A 25,759-nucleotide genomic window follows, 5' to 3' on the forward strand; every position below is an offset into this window, starting at 1 on the left:
GTTTGCGGGCAAGCTCCCTCAGCGGCTTCGGAGCCCTTTCGGTGGGAAGAACGGTCGGCGTGCCAGCGAATCACGGAGCGAAGCGATCCGCGGGCGCGACGCTTTTGCTTTAGAGCCTGGCCTGCGTTTGCGGTACTATTGCGCGCCTATGCGCGCACCACAGCTGGGGAGAACTATGAGAGAGTCCGTCGCGGAACTAATGAACCGGTTTACCCTGGAACGGTTGGAGGACAACCTGTTCCGTGGTCAGACCGAGGCCAATGGCCAGCGCAGTATTTTCGGTGGCCTGGTGGCCGGCCAGGCGTTGCTGGCGGCGTCCATGACAGTGTCGGAGGACCGCCCGGCCCACTCCCTGCATGCCTATTTCCTGCGGCCCGGAGATATCCGCGTGCCGGTGATCTATGACGTGGACCGGATCCGTGACGGCAAGAGCTTCACCACCCGCCGGGTCAACGCGATCCAGCACGGCCGGCCGATCTTCAGCCTGTCCGCGTCGTTCCAGGTGGAGGAAGAGGGCGGCCGGCACCAGAATACCATGCCGGACGTACCGGAGCCGGACAGCCTGGAAAGCGATGAAAGTGCCCGCATGCGGGTGGTGGAGCAGATTCCGGAGCAGTTCCGTGGCGCTTTCCTGCGTGAACGGCCGGTGGAGTTTCGGCCGGTGACCCCCAAGGACCTGTTCGCGCCGGAAAGCCGGGAGCCGCTCAAACGCTTCTGGTTCCGGGTCAGCGACAGGGTCACCGCCGATCGTATGACCCAGCGGGCGCTGCTCGCCTATTGTTCTGATTTCGGTTTCATGGGCACGGCCATGCAGCCCCACGGCATGACCTTCTGGCAGAGCGATATCCAGTGCGCCAGCATCGACCATGCCATGTGGTTTTACGATGATTTCCAGGTGGACGACTGGCTGCTTTATGACTGCCAGAGCCCCGGCGCCGCCGGTGCCCGGGGGCTGACTTTCGGCGCCATCTACCGTCAGGACGGCACTCTGGTGGCGTCGGTGGCCCAGGAAGGGCTGATGCGGCTGCGGCCCAGCGCCAAGCCAGTGTAGAAAGCCTGGGGGGCAGAGCGCGTGGCGGGTGGATAAACCCCCGCGTTGGCGCTATTATGCGCGCCCCCAGGAACCCAATTGAGAGGGGCTCATCCGTGAACAAACTGGAAGACCACTTCGGACGATGGAAAAACCGTGAGGAAATCGCCGAGGCGATGATTCCGATGATCGGTCGGCTGTACCGGGAAAAGAACGTGACCACCACGGTCTATAGCCGTTCCCTGGTTAACAAGTCCGTTATCCAGATTCTCAAGACCCACCGTTTTGTTAAGCAGATTGAAGACGGCCTGTCCGACAGCGGTCTGTCCGTGGTGGATTCGTTCCCCATCCTCCAGGAAGCGGTCAAGCTGGACCTGGGCCCCTGCCGTCTGGACATCGGCAAGCTGGCGGTTGAGTACAAAAACGACAATCGCGGCCTGTCGGTGGAAGACTTCGTCCGTGAAGCGCTCTCCGAGGCAGTGGAAAACAAGGCCAAACTGGCCGGCAGTACCGATGTGGTGCTGTACGGGTTCGGCCGTATCGGCCGTATTCTCGCCCGCCTGCTGATCGAGAAAGCCGGCTCCGGCGATGGCCTGCGCCTGAAGGCGATCGTGGTGCGTGAGTCCGGCAAGGGCGATCTGCAGAAGCGCGCCAGCCTGCTGCGCCGTGATTCCGTGCACGGCCCGTTCGCCGGCACCATCGCCGTGGATGAGGAAGACAACGCCCTCATCGCCAACGGCAACTACATCAAGGTGATCTACTCCAACGATCCGGCGTCCGTCGACTACACCCAGTACGGTATCGAGAACGCCGTGTTGATCGACAACACCGGCAAATGGCGTGACGAGGAAGGCCTGTCCCAGCATCTGCAATGTCCGGGCATCGCCCGTGTGATGTTGACGGCGCCGGGCAAAGGCAACCTCAAGAACATCGTGCACGGCGTCAACAACGACATGATCGACGATGGTGACAAGATCATCTCCGCCGCCAGTTGCACCACCAACGCCATCGTGCCGCCGCTGAAGGCCATCGAGGACAAGTTCGGCATTGAATACGGCCACGTGGAAACGGTGCATTCCTACACCAACGACCAGAACCTGCTGGATAATTTCCACAAAGGGCCTCGTCGTGGCCGCGCCGCGCCGCTGAACATGGTGCTGACCGAAACCGGTGCCGCCACCGCCGCGGCCAAGGCGCTGCCGTCCCTGAATGGCAAGCTGACCGGCAACTCCATTCGCGTTCCCACCCCGAACGTGTCCATGGCGATCCTGAACCTGACCCTGGAGAAGGAAACCAGCCTGGAGGAGATGAACGAATACCTGCGCTGGGTGAGCCTGCACTCTCCGCTGCAGCGCCAGGTGGATTTCGTCAGCAGCCCGGACGCGGTATCCACCGACTTCGTCGGCTCCCGTCATGCCTCCGTCATCGACGCCGAGGCCACCATCGTCAACGGCCGCCACTGCGTGCTGTACGTGTGGTATGACAACGAGTTCGGCTACAGCTGCCAGGTGCTGCGGATTCTGCAGCAGATCTCCGGGGTGGAATACCCGGTGTATCCGGCGGAATAAGTCAGGCACGGAAAGCCCGCTTTAGCGGGCTTTTTTTCGTCCGTTCCCGAATTCGCCGGTATCGGCGTAAAACGGGGCGGGAAAGCGATCGGGAAGCGATACGGGACCATCGGAGGGGCTTGCCTCTCTGGCATACTTTTCATGTGGTCATTATAATGTCGCGCGCCGGCCGACGGGCCGGGCCCTTGAATCCTCATTCACGGGTGATCCTGACGCTATTACCGGTTATTGCGCGAATTCCCCCATCCGCTGCCTGTGCAGTGCTTCCGAGGAAGGCGCAGCCCGACATCAGCAACACGCAACGTGGGCGAGACACTATGATCAAAATCAAGAAGGGACTGGACCTGCCCATCGCCGGCGCGCCGCGCCAGGCGATAGAGGAAGGCCACCAGGTCCGTTCTGTCGCCGTGCTCGGCGGCGACTACGTGGGCATGAAACCCACTATGGAAGTCCGCGAAGGGGACCAAGTCAAGAAAGGTCAGCTGATCTTCACGGACAAAAAAACCGACGGCGTGAAATACACCGCGCCGGCCGGAGGCAAGGTGGTCGCCATCAATCGCGGCCACAAGCGCGTCCTGCAGTCCGTGGTCATCGAAGTGGCCGACCAGGAAGAAGAGGTGACCTTCACCACTTATCAGCCGGACCAACTGGCTTCCCTGGATCGTGAAACCGTGGTGACCCAACTGGTGGATTCCGGTGAGTGGACGTTGTTGCGTACTCGCCCCTTTGGCAAGGTGCCGGCACCGGAGAGCGTGCCGAATTCCATTTTCGTCACCGCCATCGACACCAATCCGTTGTGTCAGGATCCGTCCCTGGTGATCCAGGAGAACGAGCAGAGCTTCCGTCACGGGCTGACCGTGTTGTCCCGTCTCACCGAAGGGCCGGTTTGGGTGTGCAAGGCGGCCAAGTCCACGCTGCCGTCCTTCGCCCAGGGCCAGATCCGTGAAGAAAGCTTCGCTGGCAAGCACCCCGCCGGCAATGCCGGGACCCATATTCATTTCCTCGATCCGGTCAGCCTGAACAAACAGGTCTGGGCCGTGGGCTACCAGGAGGTGATCGCCATCGGCAAGCTGTTCACCGAAGGCCGTATCAGCAGCGAGCGGGTGGTGGCTCTGGCCGGCCCGCAGGTGAAAACGCCGCGCCTGCTGCGTACCCGTGTGGGCGCGCAGAGCGACGATTTCTGCCGTGGCGAGCTGAAAGACGGGGAAAACCGGGTGATCTCCGGCTCCGTGTTCAATGGCCACCACGCCCGCGGTCCGGTGGCGTACCTGGGCCGCCTGTGTAACCAGGTCACCGTGCTGCGTGAAGGGCATGAGCGCGACCTGCTGGGTTACATCTCCCCGGGTGCCAATCGCTTCTCGGTGATGAACATCTACCTCTCCAGGCTGATGCCGGGCAAGCGCTTCAACTTCACCACCACCACCAACGGCAGTGAGCGCGCCATGGTGCCGATCGGCGCCTACGAGGAAGTGATGCCGCTGGATATTCTGCCGACCCAGCTGCTGCGCGCGCTGGCGGTGGGCGATACCGACAGCGCCACCGCCCTGGGCGCGCTGGAACTGGTGGAAGAGGATCTGGCCCTGTGTACCTTCGTATGCCCCGGCAAATACGAGTACGGCCCGATCCTCCGCGACAACCTGACCACCATTGAAGTGGAGAGCTGATATGGGTCTGCGGAATTACCTTGATACCAAAGTCGCCCCCCACTTCCACGAGGGTGGCAAGCTGCAGAAGTACTACGTCTTCTATGAGATGTTCGACACCATGCTGTACAGCCCGGACTCGGTGACCCGGTCCGCGGCCCACGTACGTGACGGTATCGATCTCAAGCGCATTATGATGACGGTCTGGTTCGCCACTTTCCCGGCGATCCTGTTCGGTCTGTACAACACTGGCTTTCAGGCCAACCTGCAAATCACCGAGTTCGGTTTCGACCCGATTCCGGGTTGGCGTACCGAGCTGGTGGCGGCGCTCACCGGCTTCAGCCAGGAGAACTTCTGGGCCAACATGGTTCACGGCCTGGTCTACTATGTGCCGATCCTGATCGCCGTCTATCTGACCGGTTTCTTCTGGGAAGCCCTGTTCGCCTGGAAACGCGGCCATGAAGTGAACGAAGGCTTCTTCGTCACCGGTATCCTGTTCACCTTGATTCTGCCGCCGGCGATTCCGCTCTGGCAGGTGGTGCTGGGTGTGTCCTTCGGCGTGGTCATCGGCAAGGAAGTGTTCGGTGGTACCGGCAAGAACTTCCTCAACCCGGCGCTGGTGGGCCGGGCGTTCCTGTACTTCGCCTATCCGGCGCAAATGTCCGGTGACGCCATCTGGACCGCGGTGGACAACTTCTCCGGCGCCACCCCGCTGTCGCTGGCCGCCAGCGGCAATCTGGACTTTTCCGCCGGTCTTGCCCAGAACGCGCTGATCGGCGCCGATGCCGGCCAGAGCCTGAGCTGGATGAACACCTTCCTGGGTGGCATCCAGGGCAGCATCGGCGAGACCTCGCTGATCGCCATCGGTCTGGGCGCGGTCTTCCTGCTGTTCACCAAGATCGCCTCCTGGCGGATCATGCTGGGCGTGTTGCTGGGCATGGCGGCGATGAGCACCGTGTTCAACCTGATCGGCAGCGACACCAACCCGATGTTCGCCATGCCCTGGTACTGGCACCTGACGGTGGGCGGTCTTGCCTTCGGTCTGGTGTTCATGGCCACCGACCCGGTATCGGCCGCCATGACCAATACCGGCAAACTGATCTTTGGCATCGTCATCGGTGTGATGACCGTGCTGATCCGGGTGGTCAACCCGGCCTTCCCGGAAGGCATCATGTTGGCGATCCTGTTCGGCAACCTGTGCGCGCCGTTGATTGATTATTTCGTTACCCAGGCGAACGTGCGTCGTCGCCTGCGTCGGACCGGGGGAGTAGCGTAATGGCTGGAAATAGCGAAAGTGTAGGCAGAACGCTGCTGGTCGCCCTGTTGGTCTGTCTGGTGTGCGCGGTGGTGGTGTCCACCGCCGCCGTGTCACTGCGGCCGGTGCAGCAGAAGAACCAGGTGCTCGACCGCCAGGTGAACATTCTCCAGGCCGCCGGGCTGTATCAGCCGGGCATGGACGTGCAGAAGGCGTTCGATACCATTGAGCGCAAATTCGTCGACCTGGAAACCGGCGAGTACGTGGACAAGCCGGAGTCCTACGATCCGCTGAAGGCGGCCAAGGATCCGGCGGAAAGCGAGCGTTTGAGCGCTGATCAGGACATCGCCAGCATCAAACGGCAGGAGAACGTGTCCGAGGTGTATCTGGCCCGGGACGACAACGGCAACCTCAGCCGTATCATCCTGCCGGTGCGCGGCTACGGCCTCTGGTCCACCCTGTATGGCTTCCTGGCTCTGGAGGCGGACGCCGAGACCATCTCCGGCCTGGGCTTCTATCAACACGGTGAAACCCCGGGTCTGGGCGGTGAAGTGGACAACCCGGCCTGGAAGGGCCTGTGGCCAGGCAAAAAACTGCACGACGACAGCGGTGACGTGGCCATTCAGGTGGTCAAGGGCACCGTCGATTCCGGCACCGCCGGAGCCGAACACAAGGTGGACGGCCTCGCCGGTGCCACCCTGACCAGCAAGGGCGTCAACAATCTGGTGCGTTTCTGGGTAGGGGAAGACGGGTTCGGTCCGTATCTGGATCGCATGAAAGCGGCCGATGACGGCGCCGGTTCCGCCGCCGTCCAGGCCGACAACGGAGGAGAAGCGTAATGGCGGAGAAAACCAAGGACATTCTGTTTGGTCCGATTTTCGACAATAACCCCATCGCGCTGCAGATCCTGGGTATCTGCTCCGCCCTGGCGGTAACCAGTAATCTGAACACCACGCTGACCATGTGCATCGCACTGACGGCGGTGACGGCGTTCTCCAACTTTTTCGTCAGCTGTATCCGTAATCAGATTCCGGGCAGCATCCGCATGATCGTGCAGATGACCATCATCGCCTCGCTGGTGATCGTGGTGGATCAGTTCCTGCGCGCCTACGCCTACAGCATTTCCAAGCAGCTGTCGGTGTTCGTGGGCCTGATCATCACCAACTGTATCGTCATGGGCCGGGTGGAAGCCTTCGCCATGAAGAACCCGCCGATCCCGTCCTTCCTGGACGGTGTTGGTAATGGCCTGGGTTACTCCGTGATCCTGCTGGGGCTCGGTTTCACCCGTGAGCTGCTGGGTTCCGGCAGCCTGTTCGGCTACCAGATTCTGGAGCGCACCGTGGACGGCGGCTGGTACAACACCAACGGCCTGATGCTGCTGCCGCCGAGCGCCTTCTTCCTGATCGGTCTGTTCATCTGGGCGATTCGCGCCTGGAAGCCGGAGCAGGTGGAAGAGGACGTCTTCAAGATGAAGCCGCACACCCGCACCAGCGACGCGTTCTGAACGGAGAAGCCGCATGTTTGAACATTATCTGAGTCTGTTCGTCCGCGCCGTCTTCGTCGAGAACATGGCGCTGGCCTTCTTCCTGGGGATGTGTACCTTCATCGCCATCTCCAAGAAGATCTCCACCGCGATCGGTCTGGGCATCGCCGTGATCGTGGTGCTGACCATTACCGTGCCGGTGAACAACCTGATTCTGCATTACCTGCTCAATGAAGGGGCGCTGTCCTGGACCGGTATTCCCGCGTTGGCCACTCTGGATCTGCGGTTCCTGGGGCTGCTCAGCTACATCGGCGTGATCGCGGCGATCGTGCAGATCCTGGAGATGACCCTGGATAAATACGTGCCGGCGCTGTACAACGCGCTGGGCGTGTTCCTGCCACTGATCACGGTGAACTGCGCCATCATGGGGGCCTCCCTGTTCATGGTGGAGCGGGACTACGCCTTCGGCGAGTCGCTGGTGTACGGCCTTGGCGCCGGTGCCGGCTGGGCGTTGGCGATCACACTGCTGGCGGGAATCCGGGAAAAGCTGAAGTACAGCGACGTACCCGACGGTCTGAAGGGGCTGGGCATTACCTTCATCACCGTGGGTCTGATGTCCCTGGGTTTCATGTCGTTCTCCGGCGTGCAGCTCTAAGGGAAAGGGGAGAGCCAGATTATGAGTTTTGAGATCATTCTTGGCGTCGCCATGTTCACCGCCATCGTATTGGCGCTGGTGGCGGTGATTCTGGTGGCCCGTTCCCGGCTGGTGGCCAGCGGGGACGTTCACATCGATATCAATGGCGACCCGGAGAAGGGCATCGACGCGCCCGCCGGTGGCAAGCTGTTGGGTACCCTGGCCAACCAGGGCATTTTCCTGTCCTCCGCCTGTGGCGGCGGCGGCACCTGCGCCCAGTGCAAGTGTCAGGTCCTCGACGGCGGCGGCGATATCCTGCCCACCGAGGAAGGCCACTTCACCAAGGGCCAGATCCGCGATGGCTGGCGCCTGAGCTGTCAGGTGAACGTCAAGCAGGACATGAAGATCAAGGTGCCGGAAGAGTTCTTCGGTGTGAAGAAGTGGGAGTGCGAGGTCATCTCCAACGACAACGTCGCCACCTTCATCAAGGAACTGACCCTGAAACTGCCGGAAGGCGAGGAAGTGGCCTTCCGTGCCGGTGGTTATGTGCAGCTGGAAGCGCCGCCGTTCGAAGTCAACTTCTCCGACTTCGATATCAGTGAGGAGTATCGCGGCGACTGGGAGCACTTCAAGTTCTTCGATCTGAAGACCAAGAACACCGAAGAGGTGATCCGCGCCTACTCCATGGCCAACTATCCGGAAGAGAAGGGCATTCTCAAGTTCAACATCCGGATCGCCACGCCGCCTCCGGGTTCCTCCGGCATCCAGCCGGGCTTGATGAGCTCCTATGTGTTCAGCCTGAAACCGGGTGACAAGATCACCGTGTTCGGACCCTTCGGTGAGTTCTTCGCCAAGGACACCGACGCGGAGATGGTGTTCATCGGCGGTGGCGCGGGCATGGCGCCGATGCGCAGCCATATCTTCGACCAGCTCAAGCGTTTGCATTCCAAGCGCAAGATGAGCTTCTGGTACGGTGCGCGCAGCTGGCGCGAGACGTTCTACAACGATGAGTACGACAAGCTCGCCGAGGAGAACGACAACTTCGAATGGCATCTGGCGTTGTCCGACCCGCAACCGGAAGACAACTGGACTGGCCTCACCGGGTTCATCCACAACGTGCTGTACGAACAGTACCTGAAGGATCACCCGGCGCCGGAGGACTGTGAATACTACATGTGCGGTCCGCCGATGATGAACGCCGCGGTCATCAAGATGCTGGAAGATCTGGGCGTGGAGCCCGAGAACATCCTTCTCGATGACTTTGGTGGGTAAATCATGACCGATATGCCAGTGGCATATCGCAGCATGATTTACGACCGGCCAGGGAAGGCCGGGCCGGGGGTTGGCGAAACTCCGGGCGTCGCGCCAGGGATGGCGACTCCGAGTCTGTTGGCATCCACCGCCGATATGCCAGTGGCATATCGCAGCATGATTGACGACCGGCCAGGGCAGGCCGGGCCGGGAGAGGGTGAAACAATAGCCAACCATGGCCGGGCTTTGTTTATCGATACCGCGTATTGGCGTTTGGGCCCTGTCCTGGGAGCAGCCATGAAATCCCGTCTCTTTCTGATTCCCTTCTCGCTGTTGCTGCTGTTGATACTGAGCGCCTGCGACGACGCTCAACAACGGCTTTCGGCGTTGTCCGGCCCGACCATGGGCACCACCTGGTCGGTGAAGTTCACCGGTTCCCCCCGCGACGGTATTCCGGCACTCAAGACCGAGCTGGAGGCGGCCCTGGAGCAGGTGAACCAGGAGATGAGCACCTATCGGCCGGATTCGGACCTGTCCAGGTTCAATCAGGCGGAGGCGGGGACGGTCCAGACCTTGCCGGAAGATTTCGCCAAGGTACTGGCGGCGGCGTTGAAATTGTCGGGAGACACCAACGGCGCCTATGACGTCACCGTGGGGCCTTTGGTGAATCTATGGGGCTTTGGCCCGGATCCGGACCGCTTCGAACCACCGGCGGACGAGGACGTCCAGGCAGCGCTGAGGCGCATCGGCTGGCAGCGGCTGACGCTCCAGGGGCGGGAGGCGACCCAGCCCGGCGGACTGTATGTGGACCTGTCCTCCATCGCCAAGGGCTTTGGCGTGGACAAGCTGGCCGGAGTGCTCAAAGAAGCCGGCATCAGTAATTATCTGGTGGAAGTTGGCGGCGAACTGGTGGCGTCCGGCACCAAACCTTACGGCCAGCCCTGGCGCGTGGCCATCGAGCGCCCGGAAGTGGGCAGGCGGGAAGTGGAGAAAGTGCTGAAACTGCACGATATCGCCATTGCCACCAGCGGCGACTACCGCAATTTTTTTGAAGAGGACGGTAAGCTGTTCTCCCACACCATCGACCCCCGTACCGGTTACCCGGTTACTCATCATCTGGCATCGGTTACCGTGCTGCACAAGTCCTGTATGATGGCGGATGCTCTGGCCACCGCGCTGACCGTGCTGGGGCCGGAAGAGGGCGTCGCCTTCGCCCGCGAGCATGAACTGCCGGTGCTGTTCATTGTCAGAACCAATGAGGGGCCAAAAGAAATTCTGACCCCGGCTTTCCAGGCTGTTCTGGACAGCCAGAAACAGGAGAAGTGATATGTTTGCCACTCTTATTGCCGCCTTTGTCGTTATCGGCATCCTGTTCGCCGCCATGGCCGTTGGCGTGATCTTCTCCAACAAGCCGATCAAGGGGTCCTGTGGCGGCCTGGCAACGCTGGGCATGAAGGACGGCTGCGAAATCTGCGGCGGTGACCGCAATGCCTGCGAGGAAAACACCCGCCAGGAAAACGCCAAACGCGCCGGAAGCCTGGGTAAGGACGTGCTGAAAACCTGAAAAAAAAGCAGGTAACAGTTAATAGTGAATAGTTAACAGCGGCGCGCGGGACGACCATGCGCTCTGAAAGCAAAGAGGCCGCGCCCAGAGAGGAGAGCGGCCTCTTTGCTTTAAACAGAAGAGAGGCAGAGGAGTTGCAGATACACAAATGCCTTTTGCGGATCCGCAATGTTTTTCGCTGTTAACTATTCACTATTAACTCTTAACTGCCTTAACAATTACTGCCGTACGCAGCCGTGACTGCCCATAGCGGGCCATTTTGTCGAAGCCGTCGCGGGCGATGGGAATGTATTGGCAGTCCAGGGGGATCTGATCCTCCGCCGGGTCCGGGTCATGGATGTAGAAACACTCCCGGTCGCCGCCGGCCACCACCACCCAGTGGGGCGCTTTGCGACCGTCCAGCCGCCAGGTGCTGATCAGCACCATGGCCACTTCACCGTTTTCCAGCGCCTGATCCAACCGCTCGCTGTCCAGTTCCATGTAGTGCACCGGAATGGCTTGCGCCTGTGCCTGTTCGACGAAGTGGTGGTGGACCGTTTCCATCACTCTTTTCTTGTGCGCATCACGCACCGAATCAAGAAACAGAGGGCCACGTTGATTGCACCAGACCTCGGCGGCGAGTCCGCGTCGGCGCGCCGCCAGGGCCAGGCCGAGCGGGTGGCAGCCGCCGTGTCCGGCGGTCATGAAGATGGTGGTGGCTTCGCGCCAGATCAGCAGTTCCTCGCTGTCGCTGGGCGGTTCGCCCTGTAGCGCGGCACGAGCCATCATCAGGCAGGCGGGGCCGCAGGAGAAATCGGTGCTCTGCCGGATCCACGGCACCGCCAGCCGCTCGCCGCCGTCGGGCCGGTAATGCAGCCGTTTCTGGAAACGCAGGGCGTCCTGATGGTCCTCGTAATAGTCGGCGGTCTGGCCGAGCAGCCGATAACCGCGCCGTTCATACAGGCGGATGGCGGCGGCGTTGTCCTCGCGGACTTCCAGGCGCAGGTAAAGTCGGCGATGACGGTGCGCGTAGTGCTCGGCGGCGTCGAGCAACTGCTCGCCAAGCCCTTTGCCGCGCTGGCTGGCGTCCACCGCGATGGAGTAGAGGCGCGCCAGACGAGTGCCTTTGTACAGCATTACCAGGGCGTAACCGACCAGACCGTGCCCTTCTTCCTCCGCCACGATCAGGCCGCAAGGGCTCTGCCGTAGCCAATGGCGGAAGCTGCGGCGGGATAACCGGTCGCTGCTGAAGCAGCGTTGCTCCAGGGCGCACAGGGCGTCCAGGTCGTCGGCGCGGGCGGTGCGTAATGCCATTTAGCGGGTGCTCGTCAGCGGCCGCGGAAGACGGCCACGACGGCAGCATAAGACAGCCGAAACAGTGACGCCAGCGGATGACGCTGAGGCGCGCCAAAGGCATACTGAGGCGCTTCGAGGAGAACCATTCATGGCATCACCAACGCCCCCGGTGCGGGGGTTGATATTGTCCGGTGGCGGCGCTCGCGCCGCCTATCAGGTCGGGGTATTGCGCGCGGTGGCGGAAATGCTGCCGGCGCAGTCGCCCAATCCGTTTCCGATTATTTGCGGCACCTCCGCCGGCGCCATCAACGCCGCCGGTCTGGCCGCCGGTGCTCACAACTACGCCACCGCGGTGCACAGCCTGGACCGGGTGTGGTCCAACATGACCGCCGAGCAGGTTTACCGCACCGATATTTTCGCTTTCACCAGCAGCCTGCTGCGCTGGATGTTTTCCGCCGCCACCGGCGGCCAGGCCAAGACTCGCAGCGCCTTGCTCGATAACACGCCGCTGAAACGGCTGCTGCGCTTGCTGATCAATTTTCAGCGGATCGGCGACAGCGTGGACAAGGGCCATTTGCGGGCGCTGTCGATCACCGCGTCCAGTTACGCCACCGGCGAGTCGGTATCGTTCTTCCAGGGCGCCGATGATCTGCAGGAATGGACCCGGGCCCGCCGCCTCGGGCGCCGCTCGGTGATCGGTGTGCAGCACATGCTGGCGTCGGCGGCGATTCCGCTGTTGTTTCCGGCGGAGCAGGTGGACGGCAGTTTTTACGGCGACGGCGCGGTACGCCAACTGGCCCCGGTGAGCCCGGCATTGCATCTGGGCGCCAACCGCCTGTTGGTGATCGGCGTGTCCGGCGGCAACAGTCCGGGACAGCAACAGGCGCTCAGCGGCTATCCTTCGCTGGCCCAGGTGCTTGGTCATGTGTTGAACAGCGTGTTCGTCGATACCCTGGAAGGGGACGTGGAACGGCTCGAGCGCATCAACAACACCCTGGCCGCCACCGATGCCGGTCAGCGGCGCCAGCGTGGCATCCAACTGCGTCCCGTGGACGTTCTGAAGATCTATCCCTCCGAGCCCATCGACGAGATCGCGGGGCGGCATTCGCGCGAGTTGCCGCGCACCTTGCGGTTCTTCTTGCGCGGTTCCGGCGCCACCCGTTCGCCGGGTGCCGGCGCGCTCAGTTATTTGCTGTTCGAGCCCGGCTTCACCCGCGAGCTGATCGAATTGGGGTATCGGGACGCGACGGCCCGGGAGCAGGAAATCCGCGACTTCTTCAAGGATCCCTGAGGCTCGGATCCAACTCGGCCTGGGCGGCGGGGGCCGCCACCTGACGCTGATCCTTGCCGCGAAAGTGGGCCAGGAAGCTGGTGGGGAAGTCGGTGATGATGCCGTCCACGCCGAGCCTTGCCAGCCGTTCCGCCTCATTGAGATCATTGACGGTCCAGGTGGAGACCTTGAGTCCGCGCCGGCGGGCGCTGCGCATCAGCCGCGGCGAGACCAGACTGTGGTGGGGCATCAGCCAGCGGCAGCCGAGCGCGGCGGCGCGCCGGGTGGGTTGTTGGTAGCGGTATTCACTGACATAGCCGCGTTCAAGATGCGGGGCCATGGTGGCGACCATGCGCAGGAAGCCGGTATGACTGGAGGTGATCACCACCCGCTCACGCAGACCGTCCTGGTCGATCATATGCGTCAACTGATGGGCCAGCTGGTGCAGGATGGCACGGTCGGCGCCCTTCACCTCGAACTGAAAGCGCATGGCCGGGCCGCACAGGGCCACTACTTCGCGCAGCGAGGGCACCCCCACGGTGCTGTGCCAGCCGGGTGTGTTGACGCGGGCGTCCATCAGATTGAGCTGGGCCAGGGTGAAATGCCTGGCGTGGCCCTTCTGGCCGGTGGTGCGCTTCAGGTCGCTGTCGTGCAGAACGATCAGATGGCCGTCGGCGGAAAGGCGCACATCCAGCTCGATTTCTCCGGCGCCCGCCGCCACCGCCACCTGAAAGCCCGCCAGGGTGTTCTCAGGCGCCTCGCCACGGGCGCCGCGATGGCCGACGATGGTGGGGAAGGGCTGGGACATGGCGGGTATCCTGTACGGCGGTCATAGAAAATTGCCGGGAGCAATAAAAAAGCTGGCGGCATTGTGCAGCGCGCCGGGGAACGCCGCAAGCGTCGGCGCGGGGGTTGCAAAACGTCATAAAACGGTCATTCTTGAACCCTAGGATCACCGCGAATGGCGTGAATCGGGAAACCTCCATATGTGGCATGTGGCCAAACTGTACGGGCGGTTGTTCCTGAAATCCTGGAACCCGGATTATCAGGGCAGGGTGAGTGGTTGGTCGCCGCGACGGCTGCTGGCCATGGCGCTGTTCTGGCCCGCCTTTTTGCTGCTGCAGACGATCAACGGCCTGGCCTTGCTGCTGGATCGGGTGCTGTTTCCCCGTTATCGCCAGATTGCCGTGCGCGAGCCGCTGTTCGTGGTGGGCATTCCGCGCAGCGGCACCACTTTTTTGCACCGTCTGCTGGCCGGCGATGACCAGCGTTTCACCACCACCTCCCTGTGGGAACTGATTTTCGCGCCCTCCATCAGCCAGCGTTACCTGTTTCACGGCATCGGCCTCATCGACCGCCGGCTCGGCCAGCCGCTGGGACGGCTGCTGGCCTGGCTGGAGCGGCGGCTGCTCGGCGGTCTGGATGATATTCACAAGACCGGGTTGCGTGATCCGGAGGAGGATTACCTGGCGCTGTTGCCGGTGCTGGGTTGTTTCCTGCTGGTGCTGGTGGTGCCGGACGAGCGTCTCTGGCGCCTGACATTCGCCGACCGCGATCTGCCGGCGGCGGAAAAGCGCCGGATCATGGCGGCCTACCGCCGGTTCGTGCAGCGGCACCTGTATTTCCATGGCGAGGACCGGGTGTTCCTGTCCAAGAACCCCTCGTTCACACCCTGGATCCAGGCCCTGGCGGAGACCTTTCCGGACGCCCGTTTCATCGGCTGTCTGCGTAACCCCACTCAATCGGTGCCCTCACAGATCAACTCCATTGTCGTCGGTGCCCGTCTTTTCGACGGTCGTGATACCGCTGCCTACTGGCGTGAGGGCTTCATGGCGATGCTCGACTACTACTACCGTCACCTGCTCGACAGCCTTGACGCGCTGCCGCAATCCCGCCAGGCGCTGTCGGTAATGGAGTCACTCGCCGCCGATCCGCGGGACACGGTGGAAGGGTTCTACCGGCGTTTCGGTTGGACGCCTTCGCAGGAGTACCAGCGCTATCTCGTCGCCGAGTCGGAACGTGCCCTGCGTTATCGCAGCGGTCATCATTACGATGCCCGCGAACTGGGGTTGGAGGTGGAGCCGTTGCGGCGCACCTTCGGCTGGGTCTACCAGCGTTTTTCATTCCCGCTGCCGGAAGGAGAGAGTGGATGAAAGCGGATTGTCACAAAATCGACATCGGCTCTCACCATACTGTGCCCGCGAACACGCATCGCCCTGGTATCGTCACGATGATGTGCCAGCGCGATGCGTATTCACGAGGCAAAGTCCCATGGTGAAACAAAGCGATTTACGCGTGCTGTTCGTCGTCGACGCCATGAAGGGACGCAATGGGGTCGGTGCCTACTTCCAGGATCTGGTGGCGCATTTGCAGGATCGGGTGGCGCGGGTGGAACTGGTCTCGCCCAGCCTCGAGGATCCGCACCCCTGTCAGGGGGCGTCCATTCCCATTCCCGGCGATGCCACTCAGCGGCTTTTCTTTCCCAAAATGCGTGAGCTGACCGCGCTGATGTGGGAAATGAAACCCCATGTGGTGGTGATCCCCGGTCCCGGGATCTTTTCCTTGGGGGCCTATTGGGCCGCCGGCAAACTGGGTATCCCCGTCTGTGTCACTTTTCAGACCGATTACGACAAACTGGTGCAGCTCTATTGGGGGCCGCGCCTGGCGCGTCTGGCTGGCGGTTTTCTGAACTGGCTGAACCGGACCCTGTTCCGTGGCAGCAGCGCGGTGGTGACCATCAGCGAGGACATGCTCGGCAAGGCGCGACAGGCCGGCGCTCGCCATCCGCAGCTGGTGGGTACGCCGCTGGCGCCGGAATTCGTGCACACGCCGGTGACGCCGCTGGCGGACACGGTGTCCTCGGTGCTGTATGTGGGCCGGCTGGCGGCGGAGAAGAACATTGACCGCTTCCTGGAACTGGCGGCGGCCCGCCCGGAGATGACCTTTACCGTGGCCGGGGACGGCCCCCAGAGGGACAAAGTGGAGGCCGCCACCGAACGCTTTCCCAATCTGCGGTATCTGGGCTGGTGCGATCGCGCCACCGTGGTACGGGCATTGGATGACGCCCAGGTGCTGATCCTGCCTTCCACGGTGGAAGCGTTCGGCACCGTGGCGCTGGAAGCGTTGGCCCGGGAGCGCCTGGTGATCACGGCGCCGGCTTGCGGCATCAATCAATGGCCGGCGCTGGGGGCGGCGTTGGTGGTGCAGGGCCGCGATCAGAGTCTGGCGCAGGCGTTGGCGGAGCTGGAGGCGAAAAGCGCCGGCAGCCGGGCGCTGCGTGCCCGTAGCGGCCGATCCGCCGCCGTGCTGATGAACGAACAGGCGGTGGGGCACTGGCTGCGGGTGCTGGAACAGTGCGCCGGCCAGGCCCAGTCGCTGCCGAAGCCGTGGCCGTCGCCGACCCTGGCGCTGTTGCGGCGGCTTTCCACTCAGGCACGGGTGAGTTGATGGCACCGGTTCTGGTTTCGGTGCATGACGTGATGCCGGAGACCCGCGCCGCGGTGTCGTCGCTGCTGGCCGTTCTGGACGGGCTGCCGGCGGAGGCGGTGACCCTGCTGGTGGTGCCCGGCCGGGACTGGAGCGAGGACGATCTGTGCTGGCTGCGTGATCTGGCGGGGCGCGGCTATCCACTGGCGGGCCATGGCTGGCGCCACCGCTGCGATCCGCCACGCAGTGTTTATCACCACGCGCACAGTGCCTTGCTGTCGCGTGATGTGGCGGAGCATTTGTCCCTGGATGGTGAGGGTGTGGCCGCCCTGATCCGGGACTGCCATGACTGGTTTGAGCGGCACTGGATTCCAGTTGGTGATCTGTACGTGCCGCCGGCTTGGGCGCTCGGTCCGTTGCCCCGGGCGAGCAGGGCGGATTTGCCGTTCCGCTACATCGAGACGCTCACCGGTATCCATGATCTGCGCGAGGATCGTTTCCGGTTGTTGCCGCTGTTGGGGTATGAAGCGGATACCCCCGGCCGTGCCCGCGTGTTGCGTTTGTGCAATGCGGTTAATCGCGGCCTCGCCGCTGTCACCGGTACGCCGTTGCGGTTGTCCATTCACCCGTTTGATCTGGAATACCATCTGCGCGGCGACCTGCTCGCCGACATCGCCAGGGTCGAGCGGCCGTTGGCCTACGACGCCTCGGTCTGGTCACGCTGAGGCCCCAGGCGTCTTCTGTTTGCTGTTGGTTCGTTTCCCTCCATCGGGGACAGCGGAGGCGCGTTACGCTTTTGCGGGACCCTGTCGAACAGGGACGTTCGACCGGAAGCCTACAGGGACGTATTCACGGCGATCCCGGAAGGCCTCCGTACAGAGCCGCGTCTCGATGGAGGTAATTATCTCCGTTATTTGGCGATGAACCTTACATTTTCACAACACAGTTACCGGTTGCGATAACCCTGCTGTCATCGAAGCAACATGGGGCGCGCTTAAAGTGCCGCTGGTTTTAAACCTGGAACCATGGTGCCTCACAAGGCAAGGAGTAAGCGGCGGTGGAACAAGGTAGCGGGATCAATCAATGGCTTGGCCTGGGGCTGTTGCTACTGGCGCTGGCCAGTTGCGGAGGCGGGGGTGGCTCGGGGGGCGTGGATTCGCCGGGCGATGGCGGTGGTGATCCCGGCACGCCTCCGGGGCAGGGAGATCCGGATCCTGAACCTGAACCTGAACCGGAACCGGAACCGGAACCGGAACCTGAACCCGAGCCGGAACCGGAACCCGTTTATTTCGACCCGGAATGGTCCGACGAGCCGTTGCCCGCGGCGTCCTTGAACGCCCCCCGGGGGCAGTGGCTGGCCACCGATACCCACGTTCATACCGATCATTCCTCGGATGGCTCCATGTGGCGGCAGGCCAGTGATGACGCCTTGCCCGGCAACGTGGCGGTGGCCGATCAAATCGGCCAGGCGGTGCGCCAGGAGTTGGATTTCCTGGCGCTCACCGACCATCGCACCTATGACCAGCACTGGGATCCGTTATGGACCTCCAGCGATCTGCTGTTGATTCCCGGAGAGGAAGCCAATGGCCGCCCCCATGCCAACATTCTCGGCGCCGTGGACACCGTCCTTGATGGCATGGATGGCGCTGAAGGCGCGGAGCACCGGCCTACCCAGCAGAGCCTTTGGGACGCCCACGGCCAGGGCGCGGTGTGGCAGTCGAACCACCCGGATCGGGACTGGAGCGATGACAACGGCACACCCAACGATCACGCCAGCCTGATTGGCGGTGACCTGATCGAGGTCTGGAACATCGCCCAGGACAAGGACGCCCAACTGGCCTACGCCGAGAGTCGCTGGAATCTGGGTATGGAAACCGGCGTCACCGCCAGTTCCGACAACCATTTTCGCGAACTGTGGCTGGGGTTCGGCCCGGGTACGGTGAAAACCCATGTGTTCGCTCCGGTAGTTACCGAGCGGGCGATTCTCGGGGCACTCCGGCACGGCCACACGGTGCTGAGCCAGGGCGGTGCTCTGGCGCCGTTTCTGACGTTGCGGGCGGACGCTCAGGGTGATGGCGTCTTCGAGGCGTTACCGGGCGATGCGGTGGTGGCTGCGGCGGGGCAGCCGGTGACGTTGCGAATGCGGGTGCAGCGGGGGCTGGCGCACCGTCTGAGGTTGTACGCGGCGCCGGGCAGGGACGCTGGCCCTCTGGCCACGTTCCGGCCTTCCTCCTCCGATGACACCTTCGTGACCACGGTGAGCCGGCCGGAGGGCGATGCGCCTTACTGGGTTTATGCCGAAGTCACCGATTTGCTGGGTGTGCGCAAAGCGCTGACCTCGCCGATATTCCTGCGCGCCTCCGACGCTGGCGGCGTGCCGCAAGGGGAAAGGGCGGTGCCGGCGTCCCTGCAATGGCGGGACGGCGCCGCGTTGGTAGTGGGGGAGCGCGGCGCCTTCAGCGGCTTCGCGGACGTTGCCGAGACGGCGGAGGGAGTGCCTCTGGTGGTGGCCGAACGTCACGACGCCGAGGGCACCGACATCCTGTTCCGGCGTGGCGATCAGGCTGACCCGGTGGTGCTCAACGCGTTGGCGGGCGCCGCGCGCTTCCCGCGCATCGCCACCGGAGGCGGCCGGGTATGGGTGGTCTGGCAGGATGAGCGTCGCGGGCAACAGCCCCGTCGGCCACAGATCATTTTGCGCGGTTCCGCCGACGGTGGTTTGACATGGGAGCCGGAGGTGCACTTGAGCGATGGTGAGGCGAGGGCGATCCGGCCGGCTCTGGCGGTGCTGGGCGACGGCCGCCCGGTGGTGGCATGGAGCGACAATAGCCGGCGCTGCTTCGATCTGATGATACGGGTTGGTGTCGACGCCACTACGGAATCTCTCAGCGGCGAAAAAAGCTGCGACGGCGGCCATGCGCTGGACACGCGCAGTACTCGTGATCCCGCCTCCGTGCACCCGGCGTTGACGGTGCTGGCGGACGATACCGTGGTGGTGGTGTTCCAGGACAACCGCTTCGACGTCAATCCGGGCTGGACCGGACAGACCGGGTTTCATGATGGCTTGGAAGGGCTTGACCGCACCGATCCGGACAACTGGGAGATCGTCGCCCGCAGCCGGGAGCCGCGAACCGGCGTCTGGTCGCCGCTGGTCCGGGTCTCCAATAACGGCAGCCCGGACGATGCGTTCATCGAGACCGCGCTGGCGGATCGCCACCCAAGTCTGATCGCCGACGGCGACGGCCGTCTGGTCGCCGCCTGGGATGCCAAGGTCTTGCGTAGCGCCGGAGTCAACAGCGCGATTCTCGCCAGCGTTTCCAAGGATGGGGGGCTGAGCTGGTCGGAGCCGGTACCGGTGGGGGCCAATGATCAGGCCATGAGCCAGCGGCCGACACTGTCGGTGCGCGGCGACGGTGGTGTCCAGGCGATCTGGATGGACAGCCGGGACAGTGACTGGCGTCATCGTTTGTGGGGCAGCACCTGGCACGAGGAGACCGGCTGGAGCGCGGCGCGGAGACTGTCCGGTAAAGGTAACGCGGTCTGGCCCCGGGCGATGGGCGATCAAGTGGTGTTCGCATCGGACCGGGGCGCCCTGGCGCAGCGGGATCCTACCTGGCGGGTATTCCATCGCGTCACCGACAGCGCCGTGGGCGAGACGCCGTCGCTGCTGACCGGCACCCGAAGCGTCACCAGCGATACCCTGGCCAACTGGCGGCGGCGCTGGCTGGATCGGGCCCGGGCGATACCCTCGCCGGAAACGCAGGACCATGATCATCCTCATCCGCACTGAGGGTCATGAATAAATCGTCGGGAACGATTTTTAACGTCGCTTTAGCGACGGCCCGGAGGGTGACCGCCACGGACGGCGGTCATAAATAAATCGTCGGGAGCGACTTTTAACGTCGCTTTAGCGACGGCCCGGAGGGTGACCGCCACGGACGGCGGTCATAAATAAATCGTCGGGAGCGATTTTTAACGTCGCTTTAGCGACGGCCCGGAGGGTGACCGCCATGGATGGCGGTCATAAAAAAGCCCACCGCGAAGCGGTGGGCCAGAGCCCCCGATTGGCGTCAGGCAGAGAAAACGACAGCGCTTTGGGAGAAGGGTAAAGAAATGGATGAGTCGGGTTCGTGGGCACGCGTGGAGGTGGTGGCGCCGAGCAGATAGATCAGCGCGGATGCCAGAAGCAGTTTGTAAAGCAAACGGTCAGTCATGATAGAACCTCCCTGTGAGGCCTCCTTTTGGGGGGCCGGTAATGGGCTGCGCATGGGGGCATCGAACGGAACCGTCTTGCCATCTCCAGTGGATCCGGCCGGGTTCCTTCGAGACTGCTCCGGCGGGGGTAGTGCCGGCTCGGGAGTCGGTAAAAACTCCGGGACCTGCTGGGGAGCCGATCAGCTCCCGTATCGCCCGTGCGCCATGTTCAGTCGGGTCTTGCTGCAACCTGTATCGCCCGATCCCTCGGGCCCGACCTCCGGCCTCTAACCGAAGGTTCTGCTCTTCAAACTACGCTTATGGAGGGATAAAGAAAAGAAAAAAGAATAAAAAATGATCACCGCCCCCGTAGCCGGGTCGGGCCACCGGGGCGGGCACCTTAAGCCAGTGCTCAGGCGCGCAGGCGTTCCGGATCTTCCCGGGGGCGCAGCTGGTTCTCGATGAACTGCACGAAAGCCCGGGTTTTCGCCGGTACCAGGTGGCGGCCACCGTAGATCACATAGAAACTCAGCTGCGGCATTTCGTAATCGGGCAGGATCTTGACCAATTCACCCCGGCGCAGGTGCTCGGCGATGTCCCACTCGCTTTTCAGGGCCAGCCCGTGGCCGTCCAGCAGCCACTGCTTGAGCTGCTCGCTGTTATCGGTGATCTTGTGCGGCGCCACCTTGATGGTGTGGGTGCCGCCACGAGGGTCGCGCAGCACCCAGCGATCGCGGAAGGCACCGTGGCAATCCAGTATCAGGCAGTCGTGCTGGTGCAATTCCCGGGGGTGGGAAGGCGCTGGCCGCCTTGCCAGATAGTCCGGCGCCGCGCACAGACAACACGGGTGAGTAATCAACCGGCGCGCCACCAGCGACTGATCGATGGGCTCACCAGGAGAGATCACCACATCCACGCCGGAGCGGAACAGATCTTCCGGCGCGTCGCCCAGTTGCAATTGGATGGACACCTCCGGATAGCGGGCGCTGAATTCCGATAGCAACGGTGCCACCCGGTGACGCCCCAGGGCGATGGAGGAGACCACTTTCAGGGTGCCGGTGGGATGGTCCAGCCGCGACATCGGCTCCCCGAGAATCGGGGTCAGTTCCGGCAGCATGTGATCGAGACTTTCGAACAGTTCACGACCATGCTCGGTAAGATGAAAGCCGCGGGCGCTACGGGCCAGCAGGCGCAGCTTCATGTGCTGTTCCAGTTGCGTGAGATACTTGCTGATCGCCGCCGCGGACATACCGAGAACCCTGGAAGCTTCCGACAGGGTGCCGGCTTTCACCACGGCGAGAAAGAGGCTGAAGTCTGGCGTCCGTTTCATCATTCTTATCCTTCGTTCCGCACTTGTTTGTTGTTATGCGCGGAGGTGTGCCGACGGAGAAGCCTTTCTCCGACTGGGAGTCCTTGATGCACACCTCAGGAAAGCGAATTCAGTTGACTATATCACAAAACAACTTTTTGAATACAATCGTGCACATAAGTTATGAGCCCGGCAATGAGCCATTGCCATGTTAACAACCATGGGAGAATCGGCGCGGTGAGAGCAAGGACTATCGCTCAGTGGTTTCCGGTCAGGCTGCTGGCGGCCGGATTGACGATGGTGACATCCCTGGGGATGGCCGTGGAAGTGCCGACGGGGCATACCGTGCTGTGTGTGGATGGCGTATCGAAGAGGCTACTGGTGGAATTGGCGGACACTCCTGAAGAGCGGGCCCGTGGCCTGATGGAGCGGGATGAACTGGGCGCGTTCAAGGGCATGTGGTTCCGGTTTGAACGGCCACAGCCGGCGGCCAACGGTTTCTGGATGTTCAACACACGCATTCCGCTGGATATCGCGTTCCTGGACCAGAGCGGTGAAATCCTGACGATTCACACCATGGAACCCTGCCTTCACCGTGACCCTTATTCCTGCCCGGTGTACCGCTCCGATGCCCGCTATTCAAACGTCCTGGAAGTGAATGCCGGCTTTTTCGTCCGTCACGGCGTGACGCCGGGCAGCCGGGTCAGACCGGCCAATGACGCCGTGGAATGCGAGCCGGAGAACGAGGAATGAACGGAGCCGCCTGGCAAGCGTCGCATTCCGCTCAAGGACCGGCTATGGTGAAGGGAAAGAAGAATCAAGCGAGCTGATCTATGCAACCACGTCCCGCGGCCACCCTGGCCCTGCTTCGGGACGCCCGTGAGGGCCTCGAAGTACTTATGCTGCAGCGCACCCACAAAGCGGTGTTCATGCCCGGTTTCTATGTTTTCCCCGGTGGCGCGGTGGATCACGCCGATTCCGATCCGGCGTTGATGCCCCATCTGGACGGCCTCGATGAGGACGCCGCCAACACCCTGCTGAATCTGGAAGCAGGCGGTCTGGGCTATCTGGTGGCGGCGATTCGTGAGTGTTTCGAGGAGGCCGGTGTATTGCTGGCCCGGCCCGGCGATGCCGACTGGCCGGAACCACACCATCCGGTACTGGCCGATGACCGTGACGCGGTCATGAACGGCGAACTGGACTGGCTGACGTTGTGCCGGCGCCACGATCTGCGGGTGCCACTGGAAAGCCTGGGCTATTTCGACCATTGGGTGACCCCGCCGGGGCCGCCGCGCCGCTTTGATACCCGTTTCTTCGTCGCCGAGGCACCACCGTTCCAGCAACCCCGTCATGATGGCCAGGAAACCATCGACCACTGCTGGGTCAACCCCCGTCTGGCGTTGGAATATCATGGCGGAGGCGAGCGCCAGTTCGCTACTCCGACGTTGAGTGTGCTGCGCCGTCTCGGTCAGTTCGATTCGGTGACGGCGGTGATGGAATACGCCAGCGTTCACCGCCCACGGCGGATGGCGCCGTTGAGCGAGGAAGACGCCGCCGAGCGCTTCGCCTCGCCGTAAAGGGGGAACATGCACCCTGTTCTTTAGCCGCTGTAGGAGCTTGCCTGCAAGCGAATATATTCTCCGACGGTGGAAGAATTCGCTTGCAGGCAAGCTCCTACAGTGACCTGGTGTCAGCGGATCGCCGGATCGCGAGGTTATTCAGTCCCGGTAGCGTTTGCTGAGATCGCCGTAAGCGTCCACGCGGCGGTCGCGCAGGTACGGCCAGATGCGTCGCACCGCCTCGCTACGGCGGGTATCCACGTCGACCACCAGCACGGTTTCCTCGTCGCTGCCGGCCCTGGCCAGGAATTCACCTTGCGGGCCGCAGACGAAGCTGTTGCCCCAGAACTGAATGCCATCGCCACCGTGCGGGCTGGTCTCGAAGCCGGTGCGGTTGGCCACCAGCACCGGCAGACCATTGGCGACGCCGTGGGCTCGCTGCACGGTGATCCAGGCGTCCAGTTGCCGCTGCTGCTCGGCGTCATCGTCGTTGCGGTCCCAGCCGATGGCGGTGGGGTAGAGCAGCAGCTCGGCACCGGCCAGCGCCATCAGCCGGGCCGCTTCCGGATACCACTGGTCCCAGCACACCAGCACGCCCAGCTTGCCGACGCTGGTCTGAATCGGCGTGAAACCGGAGTGGCCGTCATTGAAAGTGGCATCACCGGGGGTGAAGTAGAATTTCTCGTAGAACCCGGGGTCGTCGGGGATGTGCATCTTGCGATAGATGCCCGCCAGGGTTCCGTCCCGTTCCAGCACCACCGCGGTGTTGTGGTAGAGGCCGGCGGCGCGTTTTTCGAACAGACTGCCGACGATGACGATGTTCAGTTCCCGGGCCAGAGCGCCGAGCCGTTCGGTGCTGGGGCCGGGGATCGGCTCGGCCAGGTCGAACACCGACGTGTCCTCGGTCTGGCAGAAATAGAGACTGCGGTGCAGTTCCTGCAGCAGCACCAGTTCGGCCCCTTCGGCGGCGGCCTGACGCACCAGTTCCAGGGACCGGTTCAGGTTGGCTTCCAGGTCGTTGCCGTTGCTGTGTTGAACAATGTTTTGTTGAACCAGGGCGATCCGCATGTCAGTCCTCCAGCACGCCTTCCGGTAATTGCATGGTAACGCAATGCAGGCTGCCGCCCTGTTCGATCAGGGCGCGGCAGGGAATGCCGATCACCGGCCGGCTGCCCGCTGCCTGTTGCAGCGCGGCCAGCGCCGCTTCATCGGTGGGGCATTGGTAGGTGGGCATCAGAATCGCCTGATTGGTGATCAGGAAGTTGGCATAGGTGGCCGGCAATCGCTCGCGGTCGTCATTGTACTGCGACGACACCATTGGCAACGGTGCCAGCGTCAAACCATTCTGCTCGGCCAGTATTTGAAGTTCCCGTTCCATGGCCGCCAGGGCGGGGTAGTGGCTGTCGCCGTCGTCCTGACACTGCACGTAGGCGATGGTGGTGGGATTGACGAAGCGGGCCAGTGTATCCACGTGGGCGTCGGTGTCATCGCCTTCCAGATGACCGTGTTCCAGCCACCAGATGCGGTCCACGCCAAGATGCTCGCGCAGCGCCGCTTCCAGGGCCTGGTCATCCAGATCCGGATTACGATTGGGGTGGCCCAGGCAATGACGGGTGGTGAGCAGCGTGCCCTGGCCATCGGTGTCGATGGAGCCGCCTTCCAGAACCAGCCCGACACCCTCCACGGGAACCCGCCAGGGCAGACGGCGATTGAGGGCGTTGTCGCGCTCCGCCGGGAATTTGCCGCCCCAGCCGTTGAAGCGGAAATCCAACAGGCGCAAGCCGTCGTCGTCGGCCACCGCGATGGGACCAAAATCCCGCGCCCAGGTGTCGTCATAGTCGGCGTGCACTACCCGCAGCCGCGCCAGGTTGGCGCCGGCGGCGCCCAGGCACTCACGGGCACGGGCCTCCACCGCCGTGTCGCGGCACAGCAGCAGTACGTTTTCATGGCCGAGGATGGCGCCGATCAGGGCGGTGAAGCTCTGTTCGGCCTCTTCCAGCAGTCCGGCCCAGTCGGTATTGGCGTCCGGCCAGGCCAGGAGTACGCCCCATTGAGGATGCCATTCGGGAAGCAGGCGGCGCATGATATCGGGTTCCAAAAAGGGATGGCCCGCGATTGTGGTATCGCCCGAAGGCGCCGTCAACTGGCCCGATGTCGTGGCCTCCGGTGTTGGGTATTCGCTTGCAGCGGCCCGCCGCCCGGACAAGCTTGTATGGTTACCCGGCAAGTCTTAGAAAGAAGAGACTTGTCGGGGTGGAGGGACCAGGCAAGCTTCTGACCCTAGGGTACAGACTGTGG

General features: G+C 62.9%; 23 protein-coding genes. 17 read left to right on the forward strand and 6 right to left on the reverse strand.

Translation table 11 applies throughout. The features are described 5' to 3' along the window. The first annotated feature begins 175 nt into the window (after positions 1-175). From tesB to nqrM, 10 genes are all read left to right on the forward strand, one after another. Positions 176-1,051, forward strand: coding sequence for an acyl-CoA thioesterase II (gene tesB / locus CRO06_RS05695; RefSeq protein ID WP_026949983.1), 876 nt, complete (start codon positions 176-178; stop codon positions 1,049-1,051). A gap of 95 nt (positions 1,052-1,146) precedes the next feature. Next, positions 1,147-2,598 carry a glyceraldehyde-3-phosphate dehydrogenase gene (locus tag CRO06_RS05700; RefSeq protein ID WP_022994458.1) on the forward strand — a complete coding sequence of 484 codons (1,452 nt, stop codon included), beginning with the start codon at positions 1,147-1,149 and terminating at the stop codon, positions 2,596-2,598. 317 nt (positions 2,599-2,915) lie between these two features. Beyond that, positions 2,916-4,262 carry a Na(+)-translocating NADH-quinone reductase subunit A gene (locus tag CRO06_RS05705; RefSeq protein WP_022994459.1) on the forward strand — a complete coding sequence of 449 codons (1,347 nt, stop codon included), beginning with the start codon at positions 2,916-2,918 and terminating at the stop codon, positions 4,260-4,262. A 1-nt stretch (position 4,263) separates the two neighbouring features. After that, complete coding sequence (locus CRO06_RS05710; protein ID WP_022994460.1) at positions 4,264-5,517, forward strand: NADH:ubiquinone reductase (Na(+)-transporting) subunit B; 1,254 nt, start codon at positions 4,264-4,266, stop codon at positions 5,515-5,517. Further along, positions 5,517-6,335, forward strand: coding sequence for a Na(+)-translocating NADH-quinone reductase subunit C (locus CRO06_RS05715; RefSeq protein ID WP_022994461.1), 819 nt, complete (start codon positions 5,517-5,519; stop codon positions 6,333-6,335). The genes CRO06_RS05710 and CRO06_RS05715 overlap by 1 nt, the downstream gene beginning before the upstream one ends. After that, positions 6,335-7,000 carry an NADH:ubiquinone reductase (Na(+)-transporting) subunit D gene (locus tag CRO06_RS05720; protein ID WP_014994190.1) on the forward strand — a complete coding sequence of 222 codons (666 nt, stop codon included), beginning with the start codon at positions 6,335-6,337 and terminating at the stop codon, positions 6,998-7,000. Before CRO06_RS05715 ends, CRO06_RS05720 begins: the two co-directional genes overlap by 1 nt. Positions 7,001-7,013: 13 nt before the next feature. Beyond that, the gene (nqrE, locus tag CRO06_RS05725) at positions 7,014-7,634 is read left to right on the forward strand and encodes an NADH:ubiquinone reductase (Na(+)-transporting) subunit E (protein WP_022994462.1); all 621 of its coding nucleotides are present in this window, start codon (positions 7,014-7,016) and stop codon (positions 7,632-7,634) included. A 21-nt stretch (positions 7,635-7,655) separates the two neighbouring features. Then, a complete protein-coding gene (nqrF, locus tag CRO06_RS05730; protein WP_022994463.1) occupies positions 7,656-8,885 on the forward strand; it encodes an NADH:ubiquinone reductase (Na(+)-transporting) subunit F in 1,230 nt (409 codons plus the stop codon). A gap of 276 nt (positions 8,886-9,161) precedes the next feature. Continuing rightward, complete coding sequence (locus CRO06_RS05735; RefSeq protein ID WP_097057955.1) at positions 9,162-10,190, forward strand: FAD:protein FMN transferase; 1,029 nt, start codon at positions 9,162-9,164, stop codon at positions 10,188-10,190. Position 10,191: 1 nt separating this feature from the next. Next, positions 10,192-10,428, forward strand: coding sequence for a (Na+)-NQR maturation NqrM (gene nqrM, locus CRO06_RS05740; RefSeq protein WP_026949982.1), 237 nt, complete (start codon positions 10,192-10,194; stop codon positions 10,426-10,428). 195 nt (positions 10,429-10,623) lie between these two features. Here the strand turns inward: nqrM and CRO06_RS05745 are convergent, their stop codons facing one another. After that, the gene (locus CRO06_RS05745) at positions 10,624-11,721 is read right to left on the reverse strand and encodes a GNAT family N-acetyltransferase/peptidase C39 family protein (RefSeq protein ID WP_097057956.1); all 1,098 of its coding nucleotides are present in this window, start codon (positions 11,719-11,721) and stop codon (positions 10,624-10,626) included. A gap of 130 nt (positions 11,722-11,851) precedes the next feature. Here CRO06_RS05745 and CRO06_RS05750 point away from each other — a divergent pair, with 130 nt between their 5' ends. Further along, on the forward strand, positions 11,852-12,994 hold the full coding sequence (locus tag CRO06_RS05750; RefSeq protein ID WP_026949980.1) for a patatin-like phospholipase family protein: 1,143 nt from the start codon (positions 11,852-11,854) through the stop codon (positions 12,992-12,994). Here the strand turns inward: CRO06_RS05750 and CRO06_RS05755 are convergent. Further along, positions 12,981-13,781, reverse strand: coding sequence for a glycerophosphodiester phosphodiesterase (locus tag CRO06_RS05755; protein ID WP_022994468.1), 801 nt, complete (start codon positions 13,779-13,781; stop codon positions 12,981-12,983). The two genes, CRO06_RS05750 and CRO06_RS05755, sit on opposite strands and share 14 nt — an antisense overlap. A gap of 178 nt (positions 13,782-13,959) precedes the next feature. Between CRO06_RS05755 and CRO06_RS05760 the strand changes: the two genes are divergently transcribed. The 4 genes from CRO06_RS05760 to CRO06_RS20015 all read left to right on the forward strand — a co-directional run bounded on the left by CRO06_RS05760 (position 13,960) and on the right by CRO06_RS20015 (position 20,189). Next, a complete protein-coding gene (locus CRO06_RS05760; protein ID WP_097057957.1) occupies positions 13,960-15,126 on the forward strand; it encodes a sulfotransferase family protein in 1,167 nt (388 codons plus the stop codon). Between the two features lie 118 nt (positions 15,127-15,244). After that, complete coding sequence (locus CRO06_RS05765; RefSeq protein ID WP_026949978.1) at positions 15,245-16,420, forward strand: glycosyltransferase; 1,176 nt, start codon at positions 15,245-15,247, stop codon at positions 16,418-16,420. Further along, a complete protein-coding gene (locus tag CRO06_RS05770) occupies positions 16,420-17,124 on the forward strand; it encodes a polysaccharide deacetylase family protein (RefSeq protein WP_097057958.1) in 705 nt (234 codons plus the stop codon). Before CRO06_RS05765 ends, CRO06_RS05770 begins: the two co-directional genes overlap by 1 nt. A gap of 332 nt (positions 17,125-17,456) precedes the next feature. Next, complete coding sequence (locus tag CRO06_RS20015) at positions 17,457-20,189, forward strand: CehA/McbA family metallohydrolase (RefSeq protein ID WP_179746495.1); 2,733 nt, start codon at positions 17,457-17,459, stop codon at positions 20,187-20,189. 280 nt (positions 20,190-20,469) lie between these two features. Here CRO06_RS20015 and CRO06_RS20020 read toward each other — a convergent pair whose 3' ends face one another. Then, positions 20,470-20,613, reverse strand: a complete 144-nt coding sequence (locus tag CRO06_RS20020) for a hypothetical protein (RefSeq protein WP_022994473.1) — start codon at positions 20,611-20,613, stop codon at positions 20,470-20,472. Positions 20,614-21,005: 392 nt separating this feature from the next. Beyond that, the gene (locus CRO06_RS05785; protein WP_179746497.1) at positions 21,006-21,923 is read right to left on the reverse strand and encodes a LysR family transcriptional regulator; all 918 of its coding nucleotides are present in this window, start codon (positions 21,921-21,923) and stop codon (positions 21,006-21,008) included. 276 nt (positions 21,924-22,199) lie between these two features. Between CRO06_RS05785 and CRO06_RS05790 the strand changes: the two genes are divergently transcribed. After that, entirely contained in the window at positions 22,200-22,655 is a 456-nt protein-coding gene (locus CRO06_RS05790) for a DUF192 domain-containing protein (protein WP_199466670.1), read from the forward strand. 80 nt (positions 22,656-22,735) lie between these two features. Then, complete coding sequence (locus CRO06_RS05795) at positions 22,736-23,479, forward strand: NUDIX hydrolase (RefSeq protein ID WP_097057962.1); 744 nt, start codon at positions 22,736-22,738, stop codon at positions 23,477-23,479. A gap of 141 nt (positions 23,480-23,620) precedes the next feature. On the opposite strand, the gene CRO06_RS05800 is transcribed toward CRO06_RS05795, so the two are convergent. Beyond that, on the reverse strand, positions 23,621-24,529 hold the full coding sequence (locus tag CRO06_RS05800; RefSeq protein WP_097057963.1) for a carbon-nitrogen hydrolase: 909 nt from the start codon (positions 24,527-24,529) through the stop codon (positions 23,621-23,623). Position 24,530: 1 nt separating this feature from the next. Further along, on the reverse strand, positions 24,531-25,544 hold the full coding sequence (locus CRO06_RS05805; protein ID WP_097057964.1) for an agmatine deiminase family protein: 1,014 nt from the start codon (positions 25,542-25,544) through the stop codon (positions 24,531-24,533). Positions 25,545-25,759 lie beyond the last annotated feature (215 nt).

The sequence above is a fragment of the Alloalcanivorax xenomutans genome (assembly GCF_900217905.1).
Taxonomy (GTDB): domain Bacteria; phylum Pseudomonadota; class Gammaproteobacteria; order Pseudomonadales; family Alcanivoracaceae; genus Alloalcanivorax; species Alloalcanivorax xenomutans.